The following is a 22,958-nucleotide window of genomic DNA, read 5'->3' on the forward strand; positions in this document are numbered from 1 at the left end:
CCTCCTAATACTTAGTCTTATTATCCAGTAAGTCTTTTATTTCCAAAATCTTACTTTTGCTTGTTTGCTTTTCAGTATGAGTATGTTTTTCAAAAGATATTTTTGTGTCTGAAGTAATAACATTCTCACTAAGATACTTCTTAGTTACTAGTTGCTGATCAGATTTTAACAAGCCCTCTTCTTTTAACAATTCATTTGCAATATCAGGATACAAACTAGTTTTAAGAAGATTCCTTAACTTTTTGTTTTCCTCTAATAATTCTTTGTTTAACGCTGTCTGCTCCTTTATTTCAGCATTCTTTTCATTAAGTTGTGCTACCTCATTTTTCAACTCTGAAACTCTTGTTTTGAGCTTACTGGCTTCTTCCTTATATTCTATTGCTGCATCAACAACTCTTTTATAATAATTGTTAAGTTCCATCAATGCTGATTTGATTGCTTTAGGGGTTCTATTGGTTATTAAGAAACGTTCTACATCTAGAGTTTTATACGTTATAACTGTTTGATAAGTGTCGTCTTCAAATAGTTCCAATCTATCATTAAGGGTTTGTCTAAATTCTTTGTTTCTTCTAATCGTTGTGTCTGCAACCTGCGGAAATCCGTTGCTTCTAAGGTAATTTCCAAACTGTGGAATTTTGAATAGTCTAGGATTATTCGAACAATGTTCCAGTAAATAATGTTCAAATAATAATAGCAATTCTTGATTATCAATATATTTCTTTCTCGCCATTTGAGAACTCCTGTAAGGATAAATGTTTTTCAGTTAGATATTCTTGATAAGAATGACTAACTGTTTTAAGTTTTAATAACGCCTCACCAATATCTTCTATATTCCCCTTTCCTTGTCGAACTCTTTTTATAGCCTCATCTACAATTAAAGCTTCCTCGTCGATTGATTTCTTAAAGGATTTATCCATAGAGAAATAATCTTTTCCAGCTTTTCTGTAAAATGGACAACTAGTACAAGCACCAAGCTCTGCATGTGAGCTAATGACTTTAAGACAGTCTGAATAATCACCTTCCGCAAATCGAGGTGAATAACATCTGCCCTTATTATCAAGAGGAACATAGTTTTTATTAATGGTGTATTTATGTTGAGTTTTACTTATAGCGTAAGACGTTTGAGAGTTTGTTAATTTACGATAAAGCTGATAGCTCCTACATTCAATAAACTGACTCAGATTTGAAAAATAATGTGAAGATGTTGTGATACTATCATGTCCAGCTAAGAGCATTGCTGTTACTGGACTAGCTCCTTCTGCTATCAGATTGATCATTGCAATGTGTCTAGTATCTCCAATATGAATGAAATTAATCTCATGATCGTCTAATTGATTTGGGGAATTGATATGATGGACAAAATACCCATACTGTTGAGATACAATCTCATTAAAGAAATATTTTAAAATTGTATTTAAGTTACTGTACGTCAAGAAACGGTTTTTAGTACTAGCAATACGTTTCCATTTCCGATAATGAGAGTCTGTCACAAATAGGGTATCTAACTGTGTAGATGATAAGTCTTTGGTTAGCTCTAAATAATTTAAAATCTCACTCGCAAGCTTAAATGGTACTTCGTAAGTTGTTAAATAATAATCCTCTGAAATTTTATGGGATACTCCCTTGTCTTTTCCTTTTAAGTTATTTCGTCTGAGAGTTAAGTAATATTTTCCGTCTTTTTCTGTGAGACAATTTCTCTGAGTGAGCAAAAACTCCCTTGGTCTAAGTGGTACTACTGCTGTTATTTGCCACCATAAGTAAAGAGGGTAGTAAAACAATCTTTCCTCATCTGATAATGATTTAACCCAATAGTCGTTTAAAATATCATTAAATAAAAAATAGGATTGAAATTGGGCTAACTTTCGCTGTTTTTTAGTGTTCAGTTGATAACTAACATTTAAAAGTTCATCTAGTTGCTCAATCAGTTGGGTTAATTCGTTACTCTCTAAACATGGTAGTGTAGAAAGAAAATCTATACATACTGAGGGGTTGGAAATCTTCATATTTGCTAATGAGAAGACTTCGTTCACTTTTAGTTCTTTGACTAATTTCTTTATATCTCTTAAAAAGGCTTGGAGAGTGATTAAAACATGATGTTCCATAGATAGCACTATAAAACTCTTTAAGTAGGTAACAAAATCATCAAAAGATAATTGAAATACTTGTTCATAAAACCTTTTATATTGGAATTTATTCAAGTTAAAAATGAAGCTAACGTTAGAATATTCATTAGTCGTTTCCCATTTATTTTCTTCAAAATTGGTGGTTAGAATAATCCCTTTTTCAACATAGTCTTGAAAACATTCTTTTGCGCTCTCAATCATATTGTCATCAAACAGGATAATTTCATTTACTTTACGAAATAATTTTGATTGATTATTCAACTGACTAACTCCTTAATAATATCCTCATAATCAGACAATACAGCTTCGCCATACTGTTCTGATAAAGCTTGCAACATTTCTGTAAGACATGGTTTAATCTGCTTCTCAAGAATGGCTCGAACCTTTCCTCGTTCAAGTTCATTCTTTAATTTTTGATATTGTTTATTGAGTCGATTAAACTCACCAATTAACAAAAGCAAGGTAGATTTTGTTTGTAATTCATACTGACAGCCGACGCAATGCTGACGGTCATCATAGGAACATAGTTTCCCTAGTGCAGATAAAAGACACATACTCTCTCCTTGCTTAGAAAAAGCTTCTCCGTTACCAATTCGATGACAGATCGTCAGTAATTGTTCAGGATCAACATTATTTTCAACTAGAGTTTTTAATGCTTGTTGCGAACGTGAATCAGCCCTAATACTCAATTCCAACGTTTTTTCAATTTCAATTGGCGTTAAATCTAAACTTTTAATCATTTGAGTTTGTTGGCTTGGACTTAATTTTTTATACTTTCCTCTAGTTACAATGGTCAAGAGCATAGACGGAATCATGGATAATACGCCTCGTTCAAATAGCTCTTTTGCAACCATTTCAGGTTTTAGTTGTCCGAGTTGGGCATCTTTTAGATACGTTGTTGTAGTTTGTGCAAATTCATTAAAATCCCCTTTATGGCTACGAGCTAATGCTGCTAGAAAATAACCTTTAATATTCAGTTCTGACTTTTCTTCAAGAACATCATCTGCTAACATTGCGACAGATTGTAAGTAGGACTTGTTTGCAGAACGACTACTAAAGTTACGCTCTAAAAATAAATTTCCGATTTCCTCCCCCATATAACTAGTAATCTTTTCATAAGTTTTAATTTGTCTGATCAATGGATTTTCTGCATTGTATGGTATTTGAAGTTGGAAATGTGCCTCACAGATAGCCAATAACGTTCCAATAAGAACCTGACAACTTTCTGGGACATGAAACTTTAACTGAGCAACATTAGAAGCGTTTTTGGTTTTATTAGGTGTTAAGTTTAAATAAGTCAATCTTGTTGTAATACTTAGTAAAGTCCTTCTAGCTTCACTACTACTCCAAGTTCCATCTACTACTGCTTCTAAAACTTCTAATGGTTCTCTTGTTAATTTAGGATGTCCTAATCTTTCTAAGTCTGTTGATCTTAGTGCGCAAATAAAATGTAACCCTAGATACAACCATGTATCTGCATAGTTTTTTGAATTTGCTGCTTTACACAACATATCATTTTTTATGATGTAGTTTTCGTTGAATAGGTAGTACATTAATCCAAGGTATTCATCTAATTCATACGCTCCATTTGCACTCTCAATCGTGTAACGCTTTGTCATTTCAAAACTTACTCGATAACGAGTAACGCCTTTATTGAGTAGCCATTTAATAAATTGAATGAGGATATTGCCTTGTGACTTCGTAAGAACTTCTGTTGCTACTTCTACTAAGGTCTCTACTTCAGCATCACTATATAGAAACAAATCTTTTGTTAAGTAGTATGCTAAAAAATCAAGTAGATAGAAACGATTTGTTTCACTCAGCTTTTCTTCTTCAGCAAATTGTACGAATAACTCACTTGTAGAAGGAAATTTTTTTGAAAAGATTCCTTCCATACTCTTAATTCCAGGAGGTGTTGTTAGATAGTCTTTGATGTGATTTTTAAGAACTTCAGCATCTTTTTCAGAAATAGTATAATCATCAAGATTTATAGACACACCAAACCATTCATTGTCTAGTAAGAATCCACTGACTTTCTCACGGTGTTTTATTGTAGCAGCACCTAACTCGACTAATATTCTTTCAAGATAATTTTTTAAATCTACTACCAATAGCTACTCCTTTTAATCTTCTCCAAACAATTTTTCTGCTTGCCAGTTCATATATTCAAAAACACCATTATTAACCTGACCATATTGTTTTGCAATTTCTCCTTTATTTTGTAAATAAACCCAAGCACTTTCTGGTGAATTGTCCCCTCTAGCAGACATCAGTTCACTAACTTCATTAACACCTGACAAAACCAATTGTGTGGTGTACCAGTGCCTAAAGATATGGGGTGAAATATTATTTTCTTGCAAGAGTTGACCAAAAAAGACAACCTCTGGGTCATCAGATTTAAGAAATATTGGAATCATTTCTTCGCGAATAATCTTACGAAATCGTTGATAGTACACATCGTATGACAATGCTTTCCCTTGCTTGTTAAGGCTTAATGGACCATAATCTCTCTCATACCTTTTACCTTCTAGGTAGCTCATATAGTCATTGTAGGTGTCTAAAAAGACCTCTAAGAAGATATAAGGTACAGCTTGAAGTCTTTCCTTTTTAATTCGTCCAGTTGGCTTTAAATCGCTTCTAAGGGGCATTTCTTTTCGCAGATCAATCTCAATTTTAAATACTTGATTATCACTTTGGTGAAATATGATACCTGCCCCCAAAGGGCTATCTTCACGCCTTACATTACAAGCTTCTGATGGTCTTAAACCAACAAATGCTCCCAAAGCAACAACCATAAGTAAATCCTTGTGATATTGAGCAATGTGAGCAAAAAGCATTTCAAAGGCGCTGTTTGGCATATCCCTAAAAATTGACTTCTGTGTGTTGCTTCCATCAACAAATACCTCAAAATTCAACTCATTTCTTTTGATGACTCTGCCTCGTCTATTGGTAAACGTATTGATAGAATAAAGGTCTTTTGGCTTCAATTTAACCTTTCCTTTTCGTTCATTCAAGTATAGAGTTAAAAAATCAAGAACTGCATTTACACATTTTTCGACTGTACTTTTCTTTCTATTTTTTCTATCTTCTGGAAGTTGTCCTAAACCATAAAGCATAAAAAACTCCTTGACCATTTCTAAAGTTAGTTGATCAAGATTGTTAACCCCAACTGTTCCGTATATAAAATTCAAAAACTTAACAACGTATGAAAATCGTTTGTTTCCATCGTCTGAAATAGATTTAATCTTTGTGGCAGATTTTACATATCTATGAAAATCAGTGAATTGTAATGTACCATCATCATGTTTGAGTGCAATCAATTGCTTTGTAACGATATTATTATCGCCTAGAATTAGCGAATGTTTATATACAACAAATCTCATGTTATCTCCTTGTTTATTATGACTGAAGGTTCTGACTGTGTTTTATGATGTCAATACACAAAAAAACGATCAAATCAGTACCATTTTCCTTTGTGCTCTAAACTGCATAAAGGGAATATCGATGAGTACTTTCATTGATCGTTATTATTATTTAAATTAATTCAATAATAAAAGTAACTTCATCTAAGTAATAAGAGCAATTAATTAGCTCAGCAACAACGATAACCACAGCAACTCCTTCTAAACAATGAAAGGAATATCCACCGTGGCTATCTATTTACTTTTTTTCTTTTACTTTGGTAAGTTACTTTTGTTATTTTTACTTTTTCTGTATTATATCATATTTTGATTGAATTGTCATCTGAGACAGTGATTTTAAAAAAACTGGAAATTTTTTCAATTGTTTATTTTGACAAAAAAATACTTTAATATCAATTTAATGATTTTATAGCATTTTTAGCTTATTTGATTTTAAAGTTGTCGTCTATTCCTCAGGATTACTTGAAGAAGTGGAAGTAACTAATAATGTCAAGTTCTTTATTGGAAAATGAAAAAAGCCTTAAAATCAAGGCTTTTCTATACTTTCACAAATAATCCTAATAAATTTCCATTCAACTTCTTCTAAGCATCTTTTCTAAAAAATAAATTGACAATCTCATCTTCTGAAAAGCCTAGCTCACCAAGTTTTTCAAACAAAATTTTAACTAGCTTGTTAGATTCTTGATATCTTATCTCTTTTATTTCTTGCTCGCTTGCTATGACAAAATATCCTAATGTTCCACAGCTAGTAACCAAATTCTGTTCTTCGAGAACTTTCATTGCTTTTTGGACAGTTGCCGGATTACACTTCTCGTTTTCTGCTAATCTCCTTATTGAAGGAATTTGTTGTTCAGGTGCATAATCACCTCTTAAAATCTTCGTTCTTAATTTTGATGCAATTTGTAAATATAGATGGTGTTTCATTTAATCTTTTTATTATCACTTTCCCTAACAAACTTCCAATATGCAGAATAAGGGATGACTGTAGCTAGTAGAAGATAGTATTTATTTGCAAACATATCTGCTACTCCTTTTGCATTGAAATGAATAGGAACTTTCTCAGGGAGAAACCCACAAATAATGACTATGATGACCATCATTCCCAACAAAACCAAAATATCTTTTAACAGTCTATTTTTCATCTTATTTTCCTCCTTTAACTAGATAAAATTTAACTTGGTCATTTTTATATAAACTCTAAACGAAATAGCCAGTAAAATTACTGATACTGCTTGCAAAACAAATATAATTGGAAGATTAAAAAACCAATTAAGCAAAATAGGCGTAATAAGCGTAATCATACTAATAATTCCAGTTACAATAACAGGAAGACTTTGTTTGACAACTATCATCTCACTGTCCCAATCATAGTTTGGATATTTTTTATTTAATGAAATTCCGATTACCATTATAAAAAGGGAGTAACATATAGGAACAATAACTAGATTCATAACTTGAATAGGACTCATATCAAGTTTCAGCATAAATACAGATACAGAAATCATATATCCAATCAAATGAAGTGTAAGGTTGACAGCTATCTTAGCATTTAAAATCGTTTTCACTTCAACTGGAGAACTTTTCAAAATCCAAATATTTTTACCTTCTAAAGATATAGATGAAGCTGCTGGACAACTGAGTGAAAGCATAGATGCAATAAAGACGGGAGCTAAGTTTGAAAGATACTCATTTATATTTTCAATTCCTGCTGAATTTCCTATTTGACCGACAGAATTAAACAGGAAACATATACTAAAGACACATAAAAGAATCACTCCAAGCCCAGCATTCAAGACTGCCATATAAGAACTTAAAAATCGTCCAAGCTCTTTTTGATACAAGGAAAAAAATACCGATTTTCTTTCATAAGATACTTTGTCATTAGCATAACTTGATTTTGTATTGGCAAGTGTATTAAGTAGTCCATACTTCAACGAAGCAATTTTGACAAATAGATAAAAGACGACTATTGAAAGAACTATATAAAATCCCATCCCATAGTACATTGGAAAATTGTAGTATGACATAAATAGTCTAGAAATTGGATACAGTCCAGTAATTTGCTTAGCCAGAGTAACCCCAATACTACTTTCATCACCTGATTGCAAAGCTGATAATGCAAAATATCCAATTATACCTAGCATCGCAAATGAAAAAATAAGAGAGATAACATTTTTTCTTTTAAAAAAAGATGAAGCGACAACAATAACGAGTCCCATGCATGCCGCTATACACATGGGGATCAAAGGGGCAAAAATTATAGAAGTAAAATACAATATAATCTGTAGGAGGTTTAAACTTCCGTTCAAGCCCCATATAATTCCACCCGGAAGCATAAACATCAAGCCTATTAAAAAATTTAATAAGTACATAAACATGAACTTGCTGGTGATAATATACGAACTTTTAACAGGTAAGGATTGGAGAATTTCCATATCTCGACTGCCAAATAAAATGCCATTCGAATAAAATACTGTCAAAAATAATATTGAAAAACTTGAGACAGATACCATATATGCTGGAATCAAGTTCTGCTGTCCGACGTGTACCAATGTTTTCGCTGTTATTATATTATAAACAAAGCAAAATAAGGAAAGAGTTATTATGCCAAAACTCGCAATAGCCATTGAACTTTGTTTTTTATTTCGTGAATCTCTAATCTCGTTAATAGGAAAGAAATTAATCAATTGCGCTTTAAGCAGTATCCAAATGTTACTCATTGTTCTGCACCTCCATGAAAAATGCCTCCAATGATTCATCACCTTTGACGTCTCCTGTATTGCCACTTGCAATTAACTTTCCATTTTTGATAATGGCAATCTTATTACATAATTTTTCCGCAACATCCAATACATGGGTTGAAAAGAAAATAGCACCTCCATCTGAAACACACTCATGCATAATTTTCTTTAGTAGGAAAGTTGCTTTGGGATCTAGCCCAACAAAAGGTTCATCTAAAATCAACAGTTTGGGAGAATGTACAAGTGCAGAAATAATGGCTGTTCGTTGCTTCATTCCATGTGAATATGAAGAAATAATCCCCGAAAGATGATCAGTCATATCAAATAAATCACCGTATTTTTGTATTCTCTCCTTGCGTATTTTTGTAGGAATTTCAAACAAGTCAGCAATAAAATTAATATATTGAATTCCTGTCATATGTTCATACAAATCTGGATTATCTGGGATATACGCCATCATTTTTTTACAAATAACAGGTTCTTCTTTAATAGAATGACCGTTGATAATTATACTTCCGTCTTCAAAATCATGGATACCGACAACTGCCTTTATCGTTGTCGTTTTGCCTGCACCATTTGCTCCAATAAAACCATAAATATCTCCAGGCTGTACTGAAATAGATAGGTTATCCACAACCTTCTTGTCCCCATAACTTTTACTAAAATTCTTTATCTCTAACATATTTTCACCTCTATTGACAATTTGTCAGTCATATTTTGAAATAATACCGATAGCTTGTTTTGATTTAGCTATCGGTACATAGTTCTCTTTACAAACATTCTATCTTTTTTTAATTGCTAAAGAGTCCTTTTGTATTTAGATTTTGTTCCAGCATTATCTTAAATGCATTCAAGTAATCTTTGGCAGTTTCTTTCTTTGAAGTTTTTATACCTATGTTATTTGAAACAAAAACATAGGCTGTCATCAGAAATTCTGCTGTTTCTGATGGATATTTTACAGAAAATACTTTTTCTGAGATGCCTTGATTTATTATCCTCTCAAAATATATAGTCAGTTTTTCAATGAGCTTATGAGATAACTTATCTAACATATAACGATTTTCTTCAAGATCAACCGTCTTTTGTAACTCAGTTCCTTCCGCTGAAACGTTATCTGTAGAGATTATTGTGGCATCTATAAAGGCTCTTATTTTTTCAATAGCAGTTTTGTCATCATCATAGACAATCACGTGAATATCACTCAATAATTTCTCTGAATAACGTTCCACGAGACAATACAGAATATCTTCTTTATTCTTAAAGTGATAGTATAGCAAACCTCGTGATATATTTACCTTATCGACTATATCCTGAGTTGTTGTGTTCGCATATCCTTTCTCCATAAAGAGGAGCATAGCAGCGTCCATAATCTCAGCCCGTCGAATTTCCGGATCTTTTACATCTCGCATTTTATTCCTCCTGCTTATAAATTATACTACTCTACTGACAAATTGTCAATTATAAAATTACCTTTTTGAGGATACCAAAAAAACCTTGACACTAAGGCTTTTTCGTTAACATTTTTTCTAAGCTCGTACAAGCAGTGATGCTGCCTCAACATGTGCTGAGAGCTTTCTTCTATACTAATAGACGAAAGGGTGTGAAAATGATTTTTAAATGATACTGTGGAACGGAACAGTAGCCCTAGTATTGACTACTGTCGTTTCTATTCATATTGGCTATTCTAGGACTGAGATGAAAAAATCTATAAATGCTCAGAATAAAATTGAACCCGCAAATCTCCCCAAAACAATGGTGAGTCATGTACTTGTATTATTCCGAAAAAATACACCTCTGGTGCAGTGAGACAAATTGGTGTATCTTATAGTGGCTTCGTAGATGAAAGCTATACTCTACTATCACTCTTTGATGATGTAGAACAAATTGAAAAAGATAATAGACTTCAGACAGCTATTGATGTTGTCAGAGAACAGTTTGGTTTTTTAGCCATACAAAAAGGAACCGTCCTAACTGAAGGTTCCAGAAATATTGAACGCAGTAAACTTATCGGTGGTCATTCCGCGGGTGGATTGGAGGGATTAAAATGAAACAAGAAAAAAATACAGTACAATTTTCAGAAATCCGTAGCAAAGGATGTAATGATATTGAAATGCTTGAAAGATTTTTACATGGAATCGTTGAAACAGCAACTTCAAAACTTCGTCAGAGAAAACTCAAAACAACTGAAATATCGATACGACTAGTACATGCTAAATCTGAAAACCGATTACCATTGGAATTTACATTTAGCATTAAGCCAACAAGCTCATCTGTGATAATCTATACTGAGGTAATCAATCGCTTTAAAGAATGTTACACAGGTGGGGGAATTCAAGGTTTTACGATTCAATTTGATAAAAATACCCTTGCCTCTGCATAGAAAGGATTTGATATGATTGACCGTTCATATTTACCATTTCAATCAGCAAGAGAGTACCAGGATACAAAGATGCAAAAATGGATGGGCTTTTTCCTATCTGAACATGCATCAGCACTCTCTGATGATACAAACAAAGTAACGTACATGTCTGACTTATCACTAGAGAAGAAATTATTACTCCTCAGTCAAGTATACGCCGGGCAGCTACGCACACGCATTCAAGTGATTGAAAAAAACAAGCGTGTTTCCTACACTGGAACAATACCAAGTCTGACCAAAGATTTCATTTTGATAAAAACTACAACAGGTCACATCAATTTGAAATTAAAAGACATTATTAGTATTGAACTTGTCGAGGAGGTGCTCTATGAATCAGCTTGAGTTTCAGCGTAATCACCTACAAATGGACTATTATAGCGAGAGCTACCAAGATTTTGAACGTGACTTCTACCGCTACTCTAACATGAATATTCCATTGACCTTCCTAACTGATGATATCCTAAAAACAATGGCGACTTCACGTAAGAATTACTTTGTCCTCAATAAGGAAAAGTCCAGAGATAACCGCGATCACTTCTTCATATTTGAAGTAAGTACCGTAGATGAGAATCCGCTAATCTATCATTATACATATAAGAAAACTACAATATATTTAGCAGAAAAATAGGAGCAGTTCAATTGACTGTTCCTATTTTTAATATTCATAAAATCTAAAGTCTTTATACTCTTTAACAATGGAGTCGCCAACCAGAACAGACTATACTGACCAGCGACTACCTTAAATTTAATGTTTCAGATTTATTTTCTTATCTCTAATTTCATAAACTACATCTGCTACATTTTCGAGTAATCGTTTATCGTGGGTGATAAACACGATAGTTCCGGTGTACTCCTTCATTAGTATTTCCAAAGCCTCTAAACTTGGTATGTCAAGGAAGTTACTGGGTTCATCCATTATTAGGATGTTATATCTACCCATGAGCATTTTAGCAAGCAACAATTTTATAATTTCTCCACCGCTTAAAACAGATAAACTTTTTCCAATATCGTTCTGTTTGAACCCCATAGATGCTAGCACTGAACGAATTTCTGATATATTGTAGTCACAATCCTTCTGCATAAACTCCATAACATTCTGATTACTGTTGTACTTGTAACCATTCTGTGCAAAGTAACCTATTTTTGCCTTAGGCGAAATAGAAATTCCTTCTTCATGGTTTAAGATCATTTGGATTAAAGTTGTTTTTCCGATTCCATTACCACCAGTTAACGCCACTTTTGCTCCTAACGGAATTTGAAAAGATGCATTTTCAAACAGAGCCTTATCCCCAAATACTTTATTAATTTCTGCACCGACTATAGGGTATGGATTATGGAGCTCCAATGCTTTACTTTGCCTGAAACGAATTCTGCGAATGCCTTCCGGAGCTTCTACTTTTCCTAAGGCCGCAATCCTGTGCTCTAGGGTTTTAGCAGCATTATACATCTTTTTTTCCTTACTTCCTATTGATTTTTGATGAGCTAAACGCCCTCCGTCTTCAGTACTTTTTTTCTTTGAAGAACCTTTTGCCTTCTGTTCTATTTTACGAGCCTGTTTTCGCTTTTCCTCCGCAGCCCTTTCCAATCGGGCACGTTCCGCAATAAATTGTTCGTATTCTGCAGCTTGGCTCTTACGTTCTTCCTCTTTCTGACGAAGATAATCAGAATAGTTTCCCCAATACTCAGTGATTTTGCCATCTTTCAGTTCCCATATTTTATCTACTATTTCATCAAGAAAATAGCGGTCATGGCTAATAACTAACAGTGCACCTGTAAAATATTTTAGCTGTCCTATTAGAAAATCAATTCCTTCACGGTCTAAATGGCTCGTAGGTTCATCCGCTAAAATACCATGAACCTGTGCCGATAAGGCCTGTGCTATTTTAAGCCTTGTTTCTTCACCACCGCTCATAGTCTGTATATTTAATTGCTCAACACCTAGCTTGCCTACAAGTGCAAAATCTTTTTCCTCCTGCAGAGTTACTTCGTCCAACTGGGGAATATAGGCAAGTTCACCCAGACGATTCATTTTACATCCTGGGGGAGTTAATTCTCCTAAAAGTACCCTGAGTAAAGTGCTTTTTCCAGCACCATTTGCTCCTACTAAACCAATACGGTCATAATCATATACTTCTAATTCATTTATATCTAAAACATCGCGTCCTTTGAATTCCACACGAATGTCTTTTGCTTTTAATATTAATTCCATAACATTTCCTCCTGTCTATAATCGCATGCTTTCATTTGCTTGTATGCAGGGAAAACCCTGCGATTTTAGCAGGAAGAGTTACATGAAAATAAGATACATAAATATTCCTCCAATATTGTTTATTTTAAATCTAATTTTCTAACCTCAGTTATCATTTGGCAAACTATAGCAATGCCAATAATTAAAATACCTGATAGTAAAAACCAATGATTTACACCGATTTTATCAGCAAAGAATCCAGAAAGAATTAACCCAATTGGCATAGCAAGTGACATGATACTTCCGATCAAAGAAAATACACGTCCTAAATATTCAGGCTTAATTTTCTCCTGAAAAAGAGCTGTTTGCACACCGCTATAAAATGGCACCGAAAGCCCCATTATTGCACAGCAAACTACGAATATTACAAATCCATTTGGAGGAAGTATTCCCGAAACGGCTAAACTGGTCCCCATTATAAAAAATGAACTTGTTATTAGTAATACATGCTTTTCGAAGCCCCCTAATCTTCCTAATAATAAGCCTCCTGCTAGCATCCCAAATGCAAAGGAAATTTCCGTAATAGAAATATGCACAGGCGTTCCATTAAAGTGTTCCATGCTTATTAAAGGAAATAGTGCATTGATTGGCATATAAACAAAAGTATATAGTGTTCCTAAGAGTAATAAGGCAAACAATCCTTTGTTTTGTCTCAGAACCACAACTCCTTCTTTCATCTCCCTTATGAAATTTGGTTCTAAACTTTGCACTTGATTACCCAGCTTAGGTATACGTACAATTGCTACCGTAATAGATGCAATCACAGCACCCAATACGTCGATGGCAATAATAGCATTTAAATCCCAAACGGAGTATAAGAGTGCTGCAACTGCCGGACTAACAATATAGCTTATAGACTGCAAAGACTGACTATAGCCTGCGCATTTCGTTAGCTGTTCTTCTGGTACTAAAAGTGGTGTAACCGCATTGAGTGCTGGGGTATGAAAAGCTGTTCCAATGCTACGGATAAACAATACTATCATAATCATCCAGACAGGTAGCTCCATACAGAATGCAACAATAGCAAGCACTGCACCAGCTGCTGCGATAATTAAATCGGCACCAATCATTATCTTCTTCCTATCATGACGATCCACTAGCACACCAATGGCAGGTCCCAAAATCGCATAGGGTAAAAAACCTACTAATGAAGCCATAGACAAGACCATCGCAGATCCTGTTTTTTCTGTAAGGTAAAAAATAATCGCCATTTGCAGGATGGCACTAGTGATTAATGATACTGCTTGCCCTGCCCATATTGCATAAAATTTTCGTTTCCAATTGTTGTATTTTTCCATTTATATTATCTCCTGCATATTATTTTGCTTGAATTTCTATTTTGAATAGCATTCTAGGCAATAAAAAATGCAGGCCAAACCCCACAATGTGGCTTTTGGTCTGCATACATACAATTTGGAAACATTCATATTAAAGACATAGTTAAATAAAGGTATAGTTAAATAACCAATATCCTCACCGTAACTAATGAATGCTCAATATCGTATAAATAAGCACAACAAAAAAGCCTATCATCGGGTATAGATTCTGCTTTTTTTATTGCCAGCTTATCTTAAACGCATTGAGGCTGTCATAGTTTCGGTTCCTCCTACATCTTTGTTTATATCAATTTATAGTATAACACAACAAGATGATATGTTCAATATAAAAGTTATGGAATGAGACTCATACTTCCAATTCGATGCCAGATTTAAAGGATATGACGAAGTTTTCTTCATAGACTGTAACGCTCTGGATTATCTTCCTTAGTAGCAAGCGATTAGCTTTCACAAAATCTTCTGTTTGTAGTTTTAAAAATTCATCAGGATTTTCTAACTCAACCTCAAAATATTTCATTTTACATTCCCTCATTTCATTTATTGATAAATTGAGTTTGCAAAAAAGAGTGGACAATTTTTGTCTACTCTTAACCTTTAAAATAGTTTTTTTTAATCGATTTGAAGTTGCCTAAATTATTACTTATTCGGTAAAATGAAGTATTGCTTTCAACAGATTTCCTTCAACTACACTTCACTTGATTCAAACAAGGTGGGTACATTTCTATTCCCACAAACTCCTTGTCAATGGAAACAAACACGTACCCACAGGGTAAATGGAAATAGAAACTGATAATTTCTAGCTATCACTTCTACTCATTCCAAAAATTTTCTCACTCTGATACTTACCCACCATAAAGCAAAAAGCCTTGCAATCAAGGCTTTCATTATCCCTTTCGTTCAAAGGTTTCTAAGCTTTTACGAGCAGAGCGACACACTCAGCGGTTCGCTATCTCCGTTCTGTCTGCGTGCTAGCACTTGTCAATCACGGACAGCTATCGCATGGGCGGAAGTAAATGCTAATCTTCGTCGTTTTACTCCTTGACTAGCAAACTTACCGCCTCAACATGGGTTTTAGAGGACTAAATGGAGTCTGAATTGCCTGATAGAGATGTAGTATTGATTAAGCAATCAACAAATAATGTACAAAACAAAAATAAAGTACACTGCTTAATGAGTGTACTTTATCCTTCTAATTCAGTTTTATCAATGGTTTAACTCTAGTTAAGTCGATTAGTTAAATGAATTTAGACTATTGCTTTTTATAACGACTATAAATTGTATGCTCAATGCTATAATTTATCTTCCAAATCTACTTCTTCATAATTTATCGGAATTAAAGCAACTTCACTGCTTAGAGTAGATTGTTTTTCATTTTCACTTATTTGAATGGCATTTTTGAGTGAAAAAATAACTTCTCTTACAAGATTTAATAAATCTAATGCAAACTCTTGAAGTTCAGATTCAGTTAGATACAGTCTGGTTTCATTATTATCTTCATTATCTTCACTTCCATTAAAAATATTCAATGTTATATTAGTAAATCTATGCTCTAAATAATTTCTAATAATTTTCAATCGCTTTGAGTTTGGATTAGCTGTTAAAGAATTATCACCATTATCAAAATCTTTCTCTATCCAAAATATAGATGACAGACCAATATTCTTATCCAACATTTTATTTAAATCACTATTTGATCTCCAAATTGAATGGAAATTTACTTTTCGAGTTTCAATTTTTAAAGAATAATATTCATTTATAAACATAGCTACTTTATCTAATAATGAATATAGTGTTTTAAAAGATGCTTTTAATCCTTCAACTCGGATAGAGTATTGTACGTAGTCTAGACAATCAATAAGATCAACATTCTCGTCAGCATAATGAACCGAATCACTCTCAATGCTATTAAAACAGAGATAACGGGCATAAACATATTCTTGCTTAATTTGATTAAACATAGAAATATATTTGTTTAAATCTTTATCCGATTGAAATAATAAACTTGGTAGTAAAAGATTATCATCATATCTATTTATATCGTCAGCTTGTAAGTCATTAAGTGGATTAAGATACAGCCCGTTGTTCCAACACCATTCACGATACTTTTGTGAATTAGGATTATAATCGATTGTTTTACAAGAACATTCATCTATATCTTTATAATCAAGATATTGTTCGTAAAGTTCAATAAATCGCTTTTCTGCATAATCAACTCTGTTTGGATCTGAAACAGTTATGCTTGTTTCTATTAAATTTTTAATTTTTTTAATAAAGTGGAGGTGTTCGTTATCATTCAAAAAATTACGATAATGATCTAGACAAATAGCTAAGTTACCACTAGCCATTGTGAATCTTGGATTGATTTGTATACATTTACAATACATCTTAATAGCTAACTGCTTTCTACCACAAGCATCTAATAAATTTGCGTAATTAGTGTAAAGTGAACATAATAATGGGAAAACAAACCTACTGTTCTCAGAATTTATATCAACTTTATTTGAAATTTCTATAGCTTTTCTAAAGTAATAAATTTGTTGAACTGTAAAATCGGTATCTATGTTGAAAACTAAGTTATCACTTAGTTCAAATATATCAGCGTATGCTGTCCCAATAGAATAAAATAATTGAATTTTGGAAATATCATCAATAGTGTTTTCCATATTTTTTCCAAATTCTATTAGTCTATGGATTTCCTTTATATTTTTATGTTTAAAAGCATTATCGAAATCCATTGACAATTTAAGTACACTATGATTAATTGGATTATTTGTTAACATCTTCACCCCAAACTAAATATTTCGATTTTAAATTTGATTTTCCTTTATTTTCCTGTTCTTCAACTAACATATCAGATAAAAACTCTTTTATCATGTCCCAATTAAAATTCTCTTTAAATCCTCTACTACCATCAGAAGGAACATTTAATGAAAATGTTGCAAATACGGTTTCACAAGTTCTTCTTGGAAATTTTGCTAAGTAAGAATCAAAAAATGAATTTGAATACCTATAATGATGGCTATGAATAAAGTCTTTCCATGTATTTAGCATAGTCTCTTCGTCTATAATATCTATTACGGAAACTTCTTCAAGTGGTCGGTCTTCAATATTTCCCCATGCTTTTTTCATTAAATTAACAGCATCTACATCGCTCTTAGGAGCACTGTATCCAAAAATAGTTAACATATATGAATGATCGACAAAGTAATCTAATGCTTTCCAACACCAATTTATGTATCCATCGGAAGAATAGTCTTTGTTTTTTACGGGATACAATAATTTTGTTGGATTTAAATTTTTATAACATGTTGGGCAATAGTAATCTACTGTTCCAAACTCAGTATGTTCTTCACAAAAACCGACAGCTACATTCCCATGTAAACAAAGAATTTGTGGCAGGTTCAGAGTAATTTTTGAACAGCGAACATAAGCTTGTATAAGTAAAGGGTCCCAATTAAACGTAGCTATGCAATCTTTATTAGTTAAACTTAATATTAAAAGATCATAAATTGTTGGTTCATCAGGTAACTCCAACGAAGCAAAATAATCATAGAGTCTTTCTTCTAGCTTCCTAACTATTTCAGAGCACTCTTCTCTCTCAAATAATTCTGAATAGATATCTTCCAAATTTTCGCTCTTTGTCTGTAATTCAACACCGGCAAGAATTTCTTCTAAATTAAGTTTTTTTAGCAATCCATTCATAACTGAAGAGCTTTTCCCATTTTTATCACCATCTGGAATTGCTGCAATAGTAGCACCAGCGCCTAGAATAACTGTATGCGATCTCATCTCATTTCTCCTGAAAGTCTTTTGACACTATTATACCACTGTATCTACTTTATCTATGCTTCAAATACTATTATTATAGCCATAAATATTTTAAATAAAATGCACAATTGAACCGTCACTCCTTCTACTGTTACTTGAGTAAAAAATGTACAAATCAATTTCTTAGATTTGATTATATGATGCACTATAAAACATACAAAATACCACTCTAGAATAATGTACAAAACAAAAATAAAGTACACTTTTTAAAGAATGTACTTTATGCTTCTAATTCAGTTGTATCAATGGTTTAACTCATGTTAAGTCAATTGTACATAAACTTTTAGTTTTAAAAACAGATAATAAAAACAAGGCAGAATTGAGAAACTACATTCTGCCTTGTTTTAGCAAAACTTATTCTTCTAATTCGATTTTTTGAAAATAATCCAGTTGCCATTTTTGTGTTGCCTGAGCTGTTTTATTTAATTTTGTACACCAGGGTGGATAAAATCGCATAGCCATCTTTCCCTTACAACTCTTTGTAGAGAGAATTTTTTTACTGATAGCCACCTCTTTGGGAATGATAAATAAACCGCAATGATGATCGTCGATGACGACAATAACCAGTTCATCCCCCAAGTCTTCATCTGTATAAGGAATATTCTTGTTGTCTTGGTCTTTTTTCCAAAAGACTGTAAAGTAGCCTTCTTTTTTGGATGTTTTCTTTGCCAAACGGCATCTTTTATATGCTTGATCATCCTTTGGTATAATCAATATGCTTTCATAGTCTTCATTCCATTTTTCATTTATCAGATCAAATTCACCATAATACCTATGAAGAATATCCGTCATTTTCATTGTTTCTTGTCTTTCTTAATCTAAATTTTTTCCTCACAGATAATTCTTGAGCATTACTTGCAAATTTTTTACCTAATTAAAATTATGTAAAAAATCACAAAAATAAAAACTCTCTAATCAAATCAATTACCTGTTCATTTTGTGGTAGAGATGAGTGATGGGCATCCTTGCCTACGATGACTACTTCTCTGTGTGAAGCAATCTTTCCTTTATAAATCAAGCTCCCAGCCTCTACACTGCTTTTATGGACAATTCCGTCACCGTCTCGGAAAAAGATTCCCATAATTGACAAATGTTGCAACTTCTTAGGTAGATTTTCTTGGTGAGATATGAAGTCATCTAGCATCGCAACTCGATGATTGATGTTTTTCTTATTCAGATTATAAGGACTACCAATAGTCAGGAGCTTTTCCATCTCTAGCTCAGAGTGGTTTGCAAGGTATTGCTGCAGGAATACTGTATAAATTAGACCACCGTTAGAATGCCCCAGCGCTTTAAAGCTGTTAAAAGAATACTTCTCTCTTAAAACTGTTAAAGCAGTGTCAAACATTGCCGCCTGCTGCTTGATATTTTCATAACCGTCACGATTATTTTGAAATCCAACTACAAAAATAGGATTTCTGTCCTTGCGCTTCAAATGCCCTCGGTAAGTCATGTGTCCATCATTCCAGACTTTGATACGGACAAGGCTATGATGTGGATGCTGATTGCGGTTGAGCTTTTTAACCATTCGATTAAAGCGATTTTCCGTTGCAGAACTACCCGGAATCATGATAATGGGGCGTATTTCGACCTTGCTGGCAGGTAGATGAGAAATAGGGTGGCTAGGCAGCTTATTCAATAATTTTTGAAATGTTTTAGCAAGTCGATGAATCAATTGAGTCAAAAAAGGCTTCATTCTAGTCTCCGTATCTGAATCTGATGTTTCCAAAAACAAGCCACATAAAACTTAGTTATGCGACTTGTTTTTTGTTATTACTTCCGCTTCTTCTTGTTTTTCTTCATTTGCTTAGCCATTTTGTTCATACTTCGACGCATCAGAAACTCTCCGGCCTTCCCTTTTAGGCCACCACCAAACATTTGGCTCATATCTGGCATACCAGCTCCTCCCAAAGCTGACATATCCGGCATACCACCTTGTCCCATCATGCCTTCCAGGGCTGAAATATCTGGCATTGAACCGCCTCCAGGCATGTTTTTAGGCATATTGTTTGGATTGAGTCCCATTTGCTTCATCATCTTGCTCATGTCACCAGAGAGAACGCCTTGCATTAATTGTTTAGACTGATTGAAATCTTTGATAAATTTATTGACGTCTACAAAGCTGTTTCCTGAGCCATTGGCAATTCGACGACGACGGCTAGGTGTCAATAAATCAGGATTTTCACGTTCTTCAGGTGTCATTGAAGATACAATGGCACGCTTGCGGGCAATTTCTCTTTCATCGACCTTAAAGTTTTTAAGAGCAGGGTTACTAGCCATACCAGGTAGCATTTTGATCAAATCTTCCATGGGCCCCATGCCTTGCACTTGGTCTAATTGATCAATGAAATCATTGAAATCAAAGGTGTTTTCCCGCATCTTTTCAGCCATTTCAAGCGATTTTTTCTCATCGTATTCTTGAGAGGCTTTTTCGATCAGAGTCAGCATGTCCCCCATACCCAAAATCCGGCTGGACATACGGTCTGGGTGGAAGGTTTCGATATCAGTGATCTTTTCACCAGTACCAGTAAATTTAATAGGCTTACCAGTAATCTGACGGACAGATAGAGCTGCACCACCACGGGTATCACCATCAATCTTAGTCAGGATAACCCCGGTCACTTCTAGTTGGCTGTTAAATTCTCGAGCGACATTAGCTGCTTCCTGACCAATCATAGCATCGACAACTAAGAGGATTTCATTGGGATTAGCCAGCGCTTTGACATCTGACAGCTCCTGCATGAGCTTTTCGTCAATCTGAAGACGCCCAGCCGTATCAATCAGGACATAGTCATTGTGGTTGGCTTTTGCTTGCTCCAAACCTTGACGGACAATCTCAACAGCCGGAACTTCCGTACCTAAGGCAAAGACTGGTACATCAATTTGCTGTCCCAGTGTTTTCAGCTGATCAATAGCCGCTGGCCGGTAAATATCTGCCGCAATCATGAGCGGGCGAGCCTTTTCTTCTTTCTTGAGCTTATTAGCAAGCTTTCCAGCAAAGGTGGTCTTACCAGCCCCTTGTAAACCGACCATCATGATAATAGTCGGAATCTTTGGTGATTTGATAATTTCAGCAGTATCAGAGCCCAGGATAGTTGTCAGCTCTTCGTCAACAATCTTGATAATCTGTTGAGCTGGGTTGAGGGTATCGATAACCTCGTGACCGACCGCACGCTCACGGACTTTCTTGATAAAGTCTTTGACAACTGGCAGAGCAACGTCGGCTTCTAAAAGGGCTAGACGAATCTCTTTGGTTGCTTCCTGTACATCACTCTCTGAGATTTTTCCTTTTCTGCGCAGATTTTTAAAGACGTTTTGCAGACGTTCTGTTAAACTTTCAAATGCCATTTTTTATTTCTCCTAGTTTCTATTTCAATCAATTTAGTGGAAATCGTCCATGACGACTTAAACATTGGTATTCTTTTGTAGAGAGTTCTTTCATAATCTCATTTGGATATCCCCAGCAACTGAATCCTAATTTCATCGCTTTAGAAAGATCGTCGGGGGAGATGATTTGCACTCTGGCAGGGAAAGGTTCTTCCGACTCCAATAACCAGCAAGACATTCCCTTATAGATAACTTGTCTTGCCATGATTAGTCTCTGTTATCAATGCTGGATAGAGTTGCAATTTGCTCTTGCAAGAAACCATCTTTAGGATACTTTTCAGCGATTTCCTCCAGGATTTGGCTCCTAACAATGTAGTCAGAATACATATGTAACTTCATTTCATAGTCTTCTAAAATTTTCTCTGTTCGTTTGATATTATCATAGACTGCCTGACGGCTGACACCAAATTCTTCAGCTATTTCAGCAAGACTATAATCATCCGCATAATATAGCTCAATATAATTCATTTGTTTATCTGTCAATAGAGCAGCATAAAATTCAAACAGAGCATTCATACGATTGGTTTTTTCGATTTCCATAAGAAATATTATACCAAAAAAGGCTGATAAACTCTAGTTACTCACAGTGGAAATGACTTTTCTTTCGCAAATGTTTTAAGGTAATTCAAATTCATCTTTTTCGGGTTTTAAAAACACCCTTGTATTTTTTAGGGTGTGACGTAATTATAATTATGTAAATTAGTTGTTTTCTAAATAAAATTCAAAACGATCTCCGACATATTGACTTTTTACATACTCGAAGGCTGTCCCATCTTCGAAATAAGATACTTGAGTCAAAGCCAAAATGGCATGTCCTCTTGGGATTTCAAGATAATGGGCGATCTTTTCCTTAGCCAAGCGTGCGTAAATCGTTTGTTGGGATTTGCCAATCTTATAACCATGTTCTTGAAGAGTTTGAAAGAAATGACTGGTAATTTCTTCTTTGTTGAAATTTTTAATAAACTTTTCTGGTATTGAAGCTACTTCGTATACAACTGGTAGCTTATCTGCGTAGCGAACCCGCTCCATTCGAATGATATTTTCAGTCTTGTTTATTCCTAGCTTTTCGACTTCTTGTTTGCTTGGTAGAGTTCGTCGATAGGAAATCAACTGACTAGAAGGGGTTTTACCCTGAGATTTCATAATTTCAGTAAAGCTGGTAGTGCCTCTCATTTTCTCCTGGACGCGCGTGCTGGCAACAAATGTTCCGCTTCCAACCCGGCGTTCCAGTACCCCTTCTTCTACAAGGAGTGTGATCGCTTGGCGAAGAGTCATTCGGCTAACTTGAAAAGTCTCAGCTAAGTCTCGCTCACTGGGCAATCTCTGCCCGATTTGCCAGACTTCTTCATCAATTTCTTTTTTTATTTGATCATGAATTTGTAAATAAGCAGGGAGCATAGTGATTTCCTTTTGGATTTCCTTTTAAAAATATTGTATTATCAATCGAAATAAA

General features: G+C 34.2%; 24 protein-coding genes. 4 read left to right on the forward strand and 20 right to left on the reverse strand.

The window, feature by feature from the left end; translation table 11 throughout:
* Positions 1-4: 4 nt before the first annotated feature.
* From PCY09_RS01775 to PCY09_RS01815, 9 genes are all read right to left on the reverse strand, one after another.
* On the reverse strand, positions 5-730 hold the full coding sequence (locus tag PCY09_RS01775; protein ID WP_049422436.1) for a hypothetical protein: 726 nt from the start codon (positions 728-730) through the stop codon (positions 5-7).
* On the reverse strand, positions 708-2,384 hold the full coding sequence (locus PCY09_RS01780; RefSeq protein ID WP_049422435.1) for a hypothetical protein: 1,677 nt from the start codon (positions 2,382-2,384) through the stop codon (positions 708-710). Before PCY09_RS01780 ends, PCY09_RS01775 begins: the two co-directional genes overlap by 23 nt.
* Positions 2,381-4,234: a hypothetical protein gene (locus PCY09_RS01785; protein WP_064520781.1), complete on the reverse strand. Its 1,854-nt coding sequence runs from the start codon at positions 4,232-4,234 to the stop codon at positions 2,381-2,383. Before PCY09_RS01785 ends, PCY09_RS01780 begins: the two co-directional genes overlap by 4 nt.
* 12 nt (positions 4,235-4,246) lie before the next feature.
* Positions 4,247-5,506: a site-specific integrase gene (locus tag PCY09_RS01790; protein ID WP_064520782.1), complete on the reverse strand. Its 1,260-nt coding sequence runs from the start codon at positions 5,504-5,506 to the stop codon at positions 4,247-4,249.
* Between the two features lie 621 nt (positions 5,507-6,127).
* Entirely contained in the window at positions 6,128-6,469 is a 342-nt protein-coding gene (locus PCY09_RS01795) for a GntR family transcriptional regulator (RefSeq protein WP_002890488.1), read from the reverse strand.
* Positions 6,466-6,687, reverse strand: coding sequence for a DUF1648 domain-containing protein (locus tag PCY09_RS01800; RefSeq protein ID WP_002890487.1), 222 nt, complete (start codon positions 6,685-6,687; stop codon positions 6,466-6,468). The genes PCY09_RS01795 and PCY09_RS01800 overlap by 4 nt, the downstream gene beginning before the upstream one ends.
* An 18-nt stretch (positions 6,688-6,705) precedes the next feature.
* Complete coding sequence (locus PCY09_RS01805) at positions 6,706-8,265, reverse strand: hypothetical protein (RefSeq protein WP_101799728.1); 1,560 nt, start codon at positions 8,263-8,265, stop codon at positions 6,706-6,708.
* On the reverse strand, positions 8,258-8,968 hold the full coding sequence (locus PCY09_RS01810) for an ABC transporter ATP-binding protein (RefSeq protein ID WP_064520784.1): 711 nt from the start codon (positions 8,966-8,968) through the stop codon (positions 8,258-8,260). Before PCY09_RS01810 ends, PCY09_RS01805 begins: the two co-directional genes overlap by 8 nt.
* Positions 8,969-9,077: 109 nt before the next feature.
* The gene (locus tag PCY09_RS01815) at positions 9,078-9,695 is read right to left on the reverse strand and encodes a TetR/AcrR family transcriptional regulator (RefSeq protein WP_064520785.1); all 618 of its coding nucleotides are present in this window, start codon (positions 9,693-9,695) and stop codon (positions 9,078-9,080) included.
* 393 nt (positions 9,696-10,088) lie between these two features.
* Between PCY09_RS01815 and PCY09_RS01820 the strand changes: the two genes are divergently transcribed.
* Genes PCY09_RS01820 through PCY09_RS01835 form a run of 4 tightly spaced genes read left to right on the forward strand, consistent with a single transcriptional unit; the run spans position 10,089 to position 11,333 of the window.
* Positions 10,089-10,334, forward strand: a complete 246-nt coding sequence (locus PCY09_RS01820) for a hypothetical protein (RefSeq protein WP_001813542.1) — start codon at positions 10,089-10,091, stop codon at positions 10,332-10,334.
* Entirely contained in the window at positions 10,331-10,666 is a 336-nt protein-coding gene (locus tag PCY09_RS01825) for a hypothetical protein (protein ID WP_000806926.1), read from the forward strand. Before PCY09_RS01820 ends, PCY09_RS01825 begins: the two co-directional genes overlap by 4 nt.
* 12 nt (positions 10,667-10,678) lie before the next feature.
* Complete coding sequence (locus tag PCY09_RS01830) at positions 10,679-11,047, forward strand: hypothetical protein (protein WP_000567222.1); 369 nt, start codon at positions 10,679-10,681, stop codon at positions 11,045-11,047.
* Positions 11,034-11,333, forward strand: coding sequence for a DUF5960 family protein (locus PCY09_RS01835; protein ID WP_001072467.1), 300 nt, complete (start codon positions 11,034-11,036; stop codon positions 11,331-11,333). Before PCY09_RS01830 ends, PCY09_RS01835 begins: the two co-directional genes overlap by 14 nt.
* Positions 11,334-11,450: 117 nt before the next feature.
* On the opposite strand, the gene msr(D) is transcribed toward PCY09_RS01835, so the two are convergent.
* The 11 genes from msr(D) to PCY09_RS01890 form a co-directional block, all read right to left on the reverse strand.
* Positions 11,451-12,914, reverse strand: coding sequence for an ABC-F type ribosomal protection protein Msr(D) (gene msr(D), locus PCY09_RS01840; protein ID WP_000420313.1), 1,464 nt, complete (start codon positions 12,912-12,914; stop codon positions 11,451-11,453).
* Positions 12,915-13,033: 119 nt separating this feature from the next.
* Positions 13,034-14,251 (reverse strand): macrolide efflux MFS transporter Mef(A), encoded by a 1,218-nt coding sequence (gene mef(A) / locus PCY09_RS01845; RefSeq protein ID WP_000417519.1) that lies wholly within the window; start codon positions 14,249-14,251, stop codon positions 13,034-13,036.
* A gap of 385 nt (positions 14,252-14,636) precedes the next feature.
* Entirely contained in the window at positions 14,637-14,807 is a 171-nt protein-coding gene (locus tag PCY09_RS01850; RefSeq protein WP_000873143.1) for a hypothetical protein, read from the reverse strand.
* Between the two features lie 772 nt (positions 14,808-15,579).
* Positions 15,580-17,070: an LA2681 family HEPN domain-containing protein gene (locus tag PCY09_RS01855; protein ID WP_049422417.1), complete on the reverse strand. Its 1,491-nt coding sequence runs from the start codon at positions 17,068-17,070 to the stop codon at positions 15,580-15,582.
* Entirely contained in the window at positions 17,057-18,079 is a 1,023-nt protein-coding gene (locus PCY09_RS01860) for a hypothetical protein (protein WP_064520786.1), read from the reverse strand. Before PCY09_RS01860 ends, PCY09_RS01855 begins: the two co-directional genes overlap by 14 nt.
* 393 nt (positions 18,080-18,472) lie before the next feature.
* Positions 18,473-18,916 (reverse strand): MepB family protein, encoded by a 444-nt coding sequence (locus PCY09_RS01865; RefSeq protein ID WP_125397045.1) that lies wholly within the window; start codon positions 18,914-18,916, stop codon positions 18,473-18,475.
* A 94-nt stretch (positions 18,917-19,010) separates the two neighbouring features.
* Entirely contained in the window at positions 19,011-19,814 is an 804-nt protein-coding gene (locus PCY09_RS01870) for an alpha/beta hydrolase (protein ID WP_125397044.1), read from the reverse strand.
* Between the two features lie 77 nt (positions 19,815-19,891).
* On the reverse strand, positions 19,892-21,466 hold the full coding sequence (ffh, locus tag PCY09_RS01875) for a signal recognition particle protein (protein ID WP_125397043.1): 1,575 nt from the start codon (positions 21,464-21,466) through the stop codon (positions 19,892-19,894).
* A 28-nt stretch (positions 21,467-21,494) separates the two neighbouring features.
* Positions 21,495-21,710, reverse strand: coding sequence for a hypothetical protein (locus PCY09_RS01880; protein WP_061583394.1), 216 nt, complete (start codon positions 21,708-21,710; stop codon positions 21,495-21,497).
* Positions 21,711-21,712: 2 nt separating this feature from the next.
* On the reverse strand, positions 21,713-22,045 hold the full coding sequence (locus PCY09_RS01885) for a putative DNA-binding protein (protein ID WP_061583395.1): 333 nt from the start codon (positions 22,043-22,045) through the stop codon (positions 21,713-21,715).
* A gap of 159 nt (positions 22,046-22,204) precedes the next feature.
* A complete protein-coding gene (locus PCY09_RS01890) occupies positions 22,205-22,903 on the reverse strand; it encodes a GntR family transcriptional regulator (RefSeq protein WP_045774012.1) in 699 nt (232 codons plus the stop codon).
* Positions 22,904-22,958: the final 55 nt, after the last annotated feature.

This window comes from Streptococcus sp. SG2, assembly GCF_030439925.1.
GTDB classification, from domain to species: domain Bacteria; phylum Bacillota; class Bacilli; order Lactobacillales; family Streptococcaceae; genus Streptococcus; species Streptococcus gordonii.

Coding starts and splice junctions, on each gene's coding strand:
- PCY09_RS01865 (WP_125397045.1), bottom strand. CDS start 18,916: ATGAAAATGACGGATATTCTTCATAGGTATTATGGTGAATTTGATCTG.
- PCY09_RS01850 (WP_000873143.1), bottom strand. CDS start 14,807: ATGAAATATTTTGAGGTTGAGTTAGAAAATCCTGATGAATTTTTAAAA.
- PCY09_RS01855 (WP_049422417.1), bottom strand. CDS start 17,070: ATGTTAACAAATAATCCAATTAATCATAGTGTACTTAAATTGTCAATG.
- PCY09_RS01825 (WP_000806926.1), top strand. CDS start 10,331: ATGAAACAAGAAAAAAATACAGTACAATTTTCAGAAATCCGTAGCAAA.
- PCY09_RS01880 (WP_061583394.1), bottom strand. CDS start 21,710: ATGGCAAGACAAGTTATCTATAAGGGAATGTCTTGCTGGTTATTGGAG.
- PCY09_RS01885 (WP_061583395.1), bottom strand. CDS start 22,045: ATGGAAATCGAAAAAACCAATCGTATGAATGCTCTGTTTGAATTTTAT.
- ffh (WP_125397043.1), bottom strand. CDS start 21,466: ATGGCATTTGAAAGTTTAACAGAACGTCTGCAAAACGTCTTTAAAAAT.
- PCY09_RS01805 (WP_101799728.1), bottom strand. CDS start 8,265: ATGAGTAACATTTGGATACTGCTTAAAGCGCAATTGATTAATTTCTTT.
- PCY09_RS01815 (WP_064520785.1), bottom strand. CDS start 9,695: ATGCGAGATGTAAAAGATCCGGAAATTCGACGGGCTGAGATTATGGAC.
- PCY09_RS01795 (WP_002890488.1), bottom strand. CDS start 6,469: ATGAAACACCATCTATATTTACAAATTGCATCAAAATTAAGAACGAAG.
- PCY09_RS01800 (WP_002890487.1), bottom strand. CDS start 6,687: ATGAAAAATAGACTGTTAAAAGATATTTTGGTTTTGTTGGGAATGATG.
- PCY09_RS01830 (WP_000567222.1), top strand. CDS start 10,679: ATGATTGACCGTTCATATTTACCATTTCAATCAGCAAGAGAGTACCAG.
- PCY09_RS01775 (WP_049422436.1), bottom strand. CDS start 730: ATGGCGAGAAAGAAATATATTGATAATCAAGAATTGCTATTATTATTT.
- PCY09_RS01870 (WP_125397044.1), bottom strand. CDS start 19,814: ATGAAGCCTTTTTTGACTCAATTGATTCATCGACTTGCTAAAACATTT.
- PCY09_RS01835 (WP_001072467.1), top strand. CDS start 11,034: ATGAATCAGCTTGAGTTTCAGCGTAATCACCTACAAATGGACTATTAT.
- PCY09_RS01810 (WP_064520784.1), bottom strand. CDS start 8,968: ATGTTAGAGATAAAGAATTTTAGTAAAAGTTATGGGGACAAGAAGGTT.
- PCY09_RS01860 (WP_064520786.1), bottom strand. CDS start 18,079: ATGAGATCGCATACAGTTATTCTAGGCGCTGGTGCTACTATTGCAGCA.
- PCY09_RS01890 (WP_045774012.1), bottom strand. CDS start 22,903: ATGCTCCCTGCTTATTTACAAATTCATGATCAAATAAAAAAAGAAATT.
- PCY09_RS01790 (WP_064520782.1), bottom strand. CDS start 5,506: ATGAGATTTGTTGTATATAAACATTCGCTAATTCTAGGCGATAATAAT.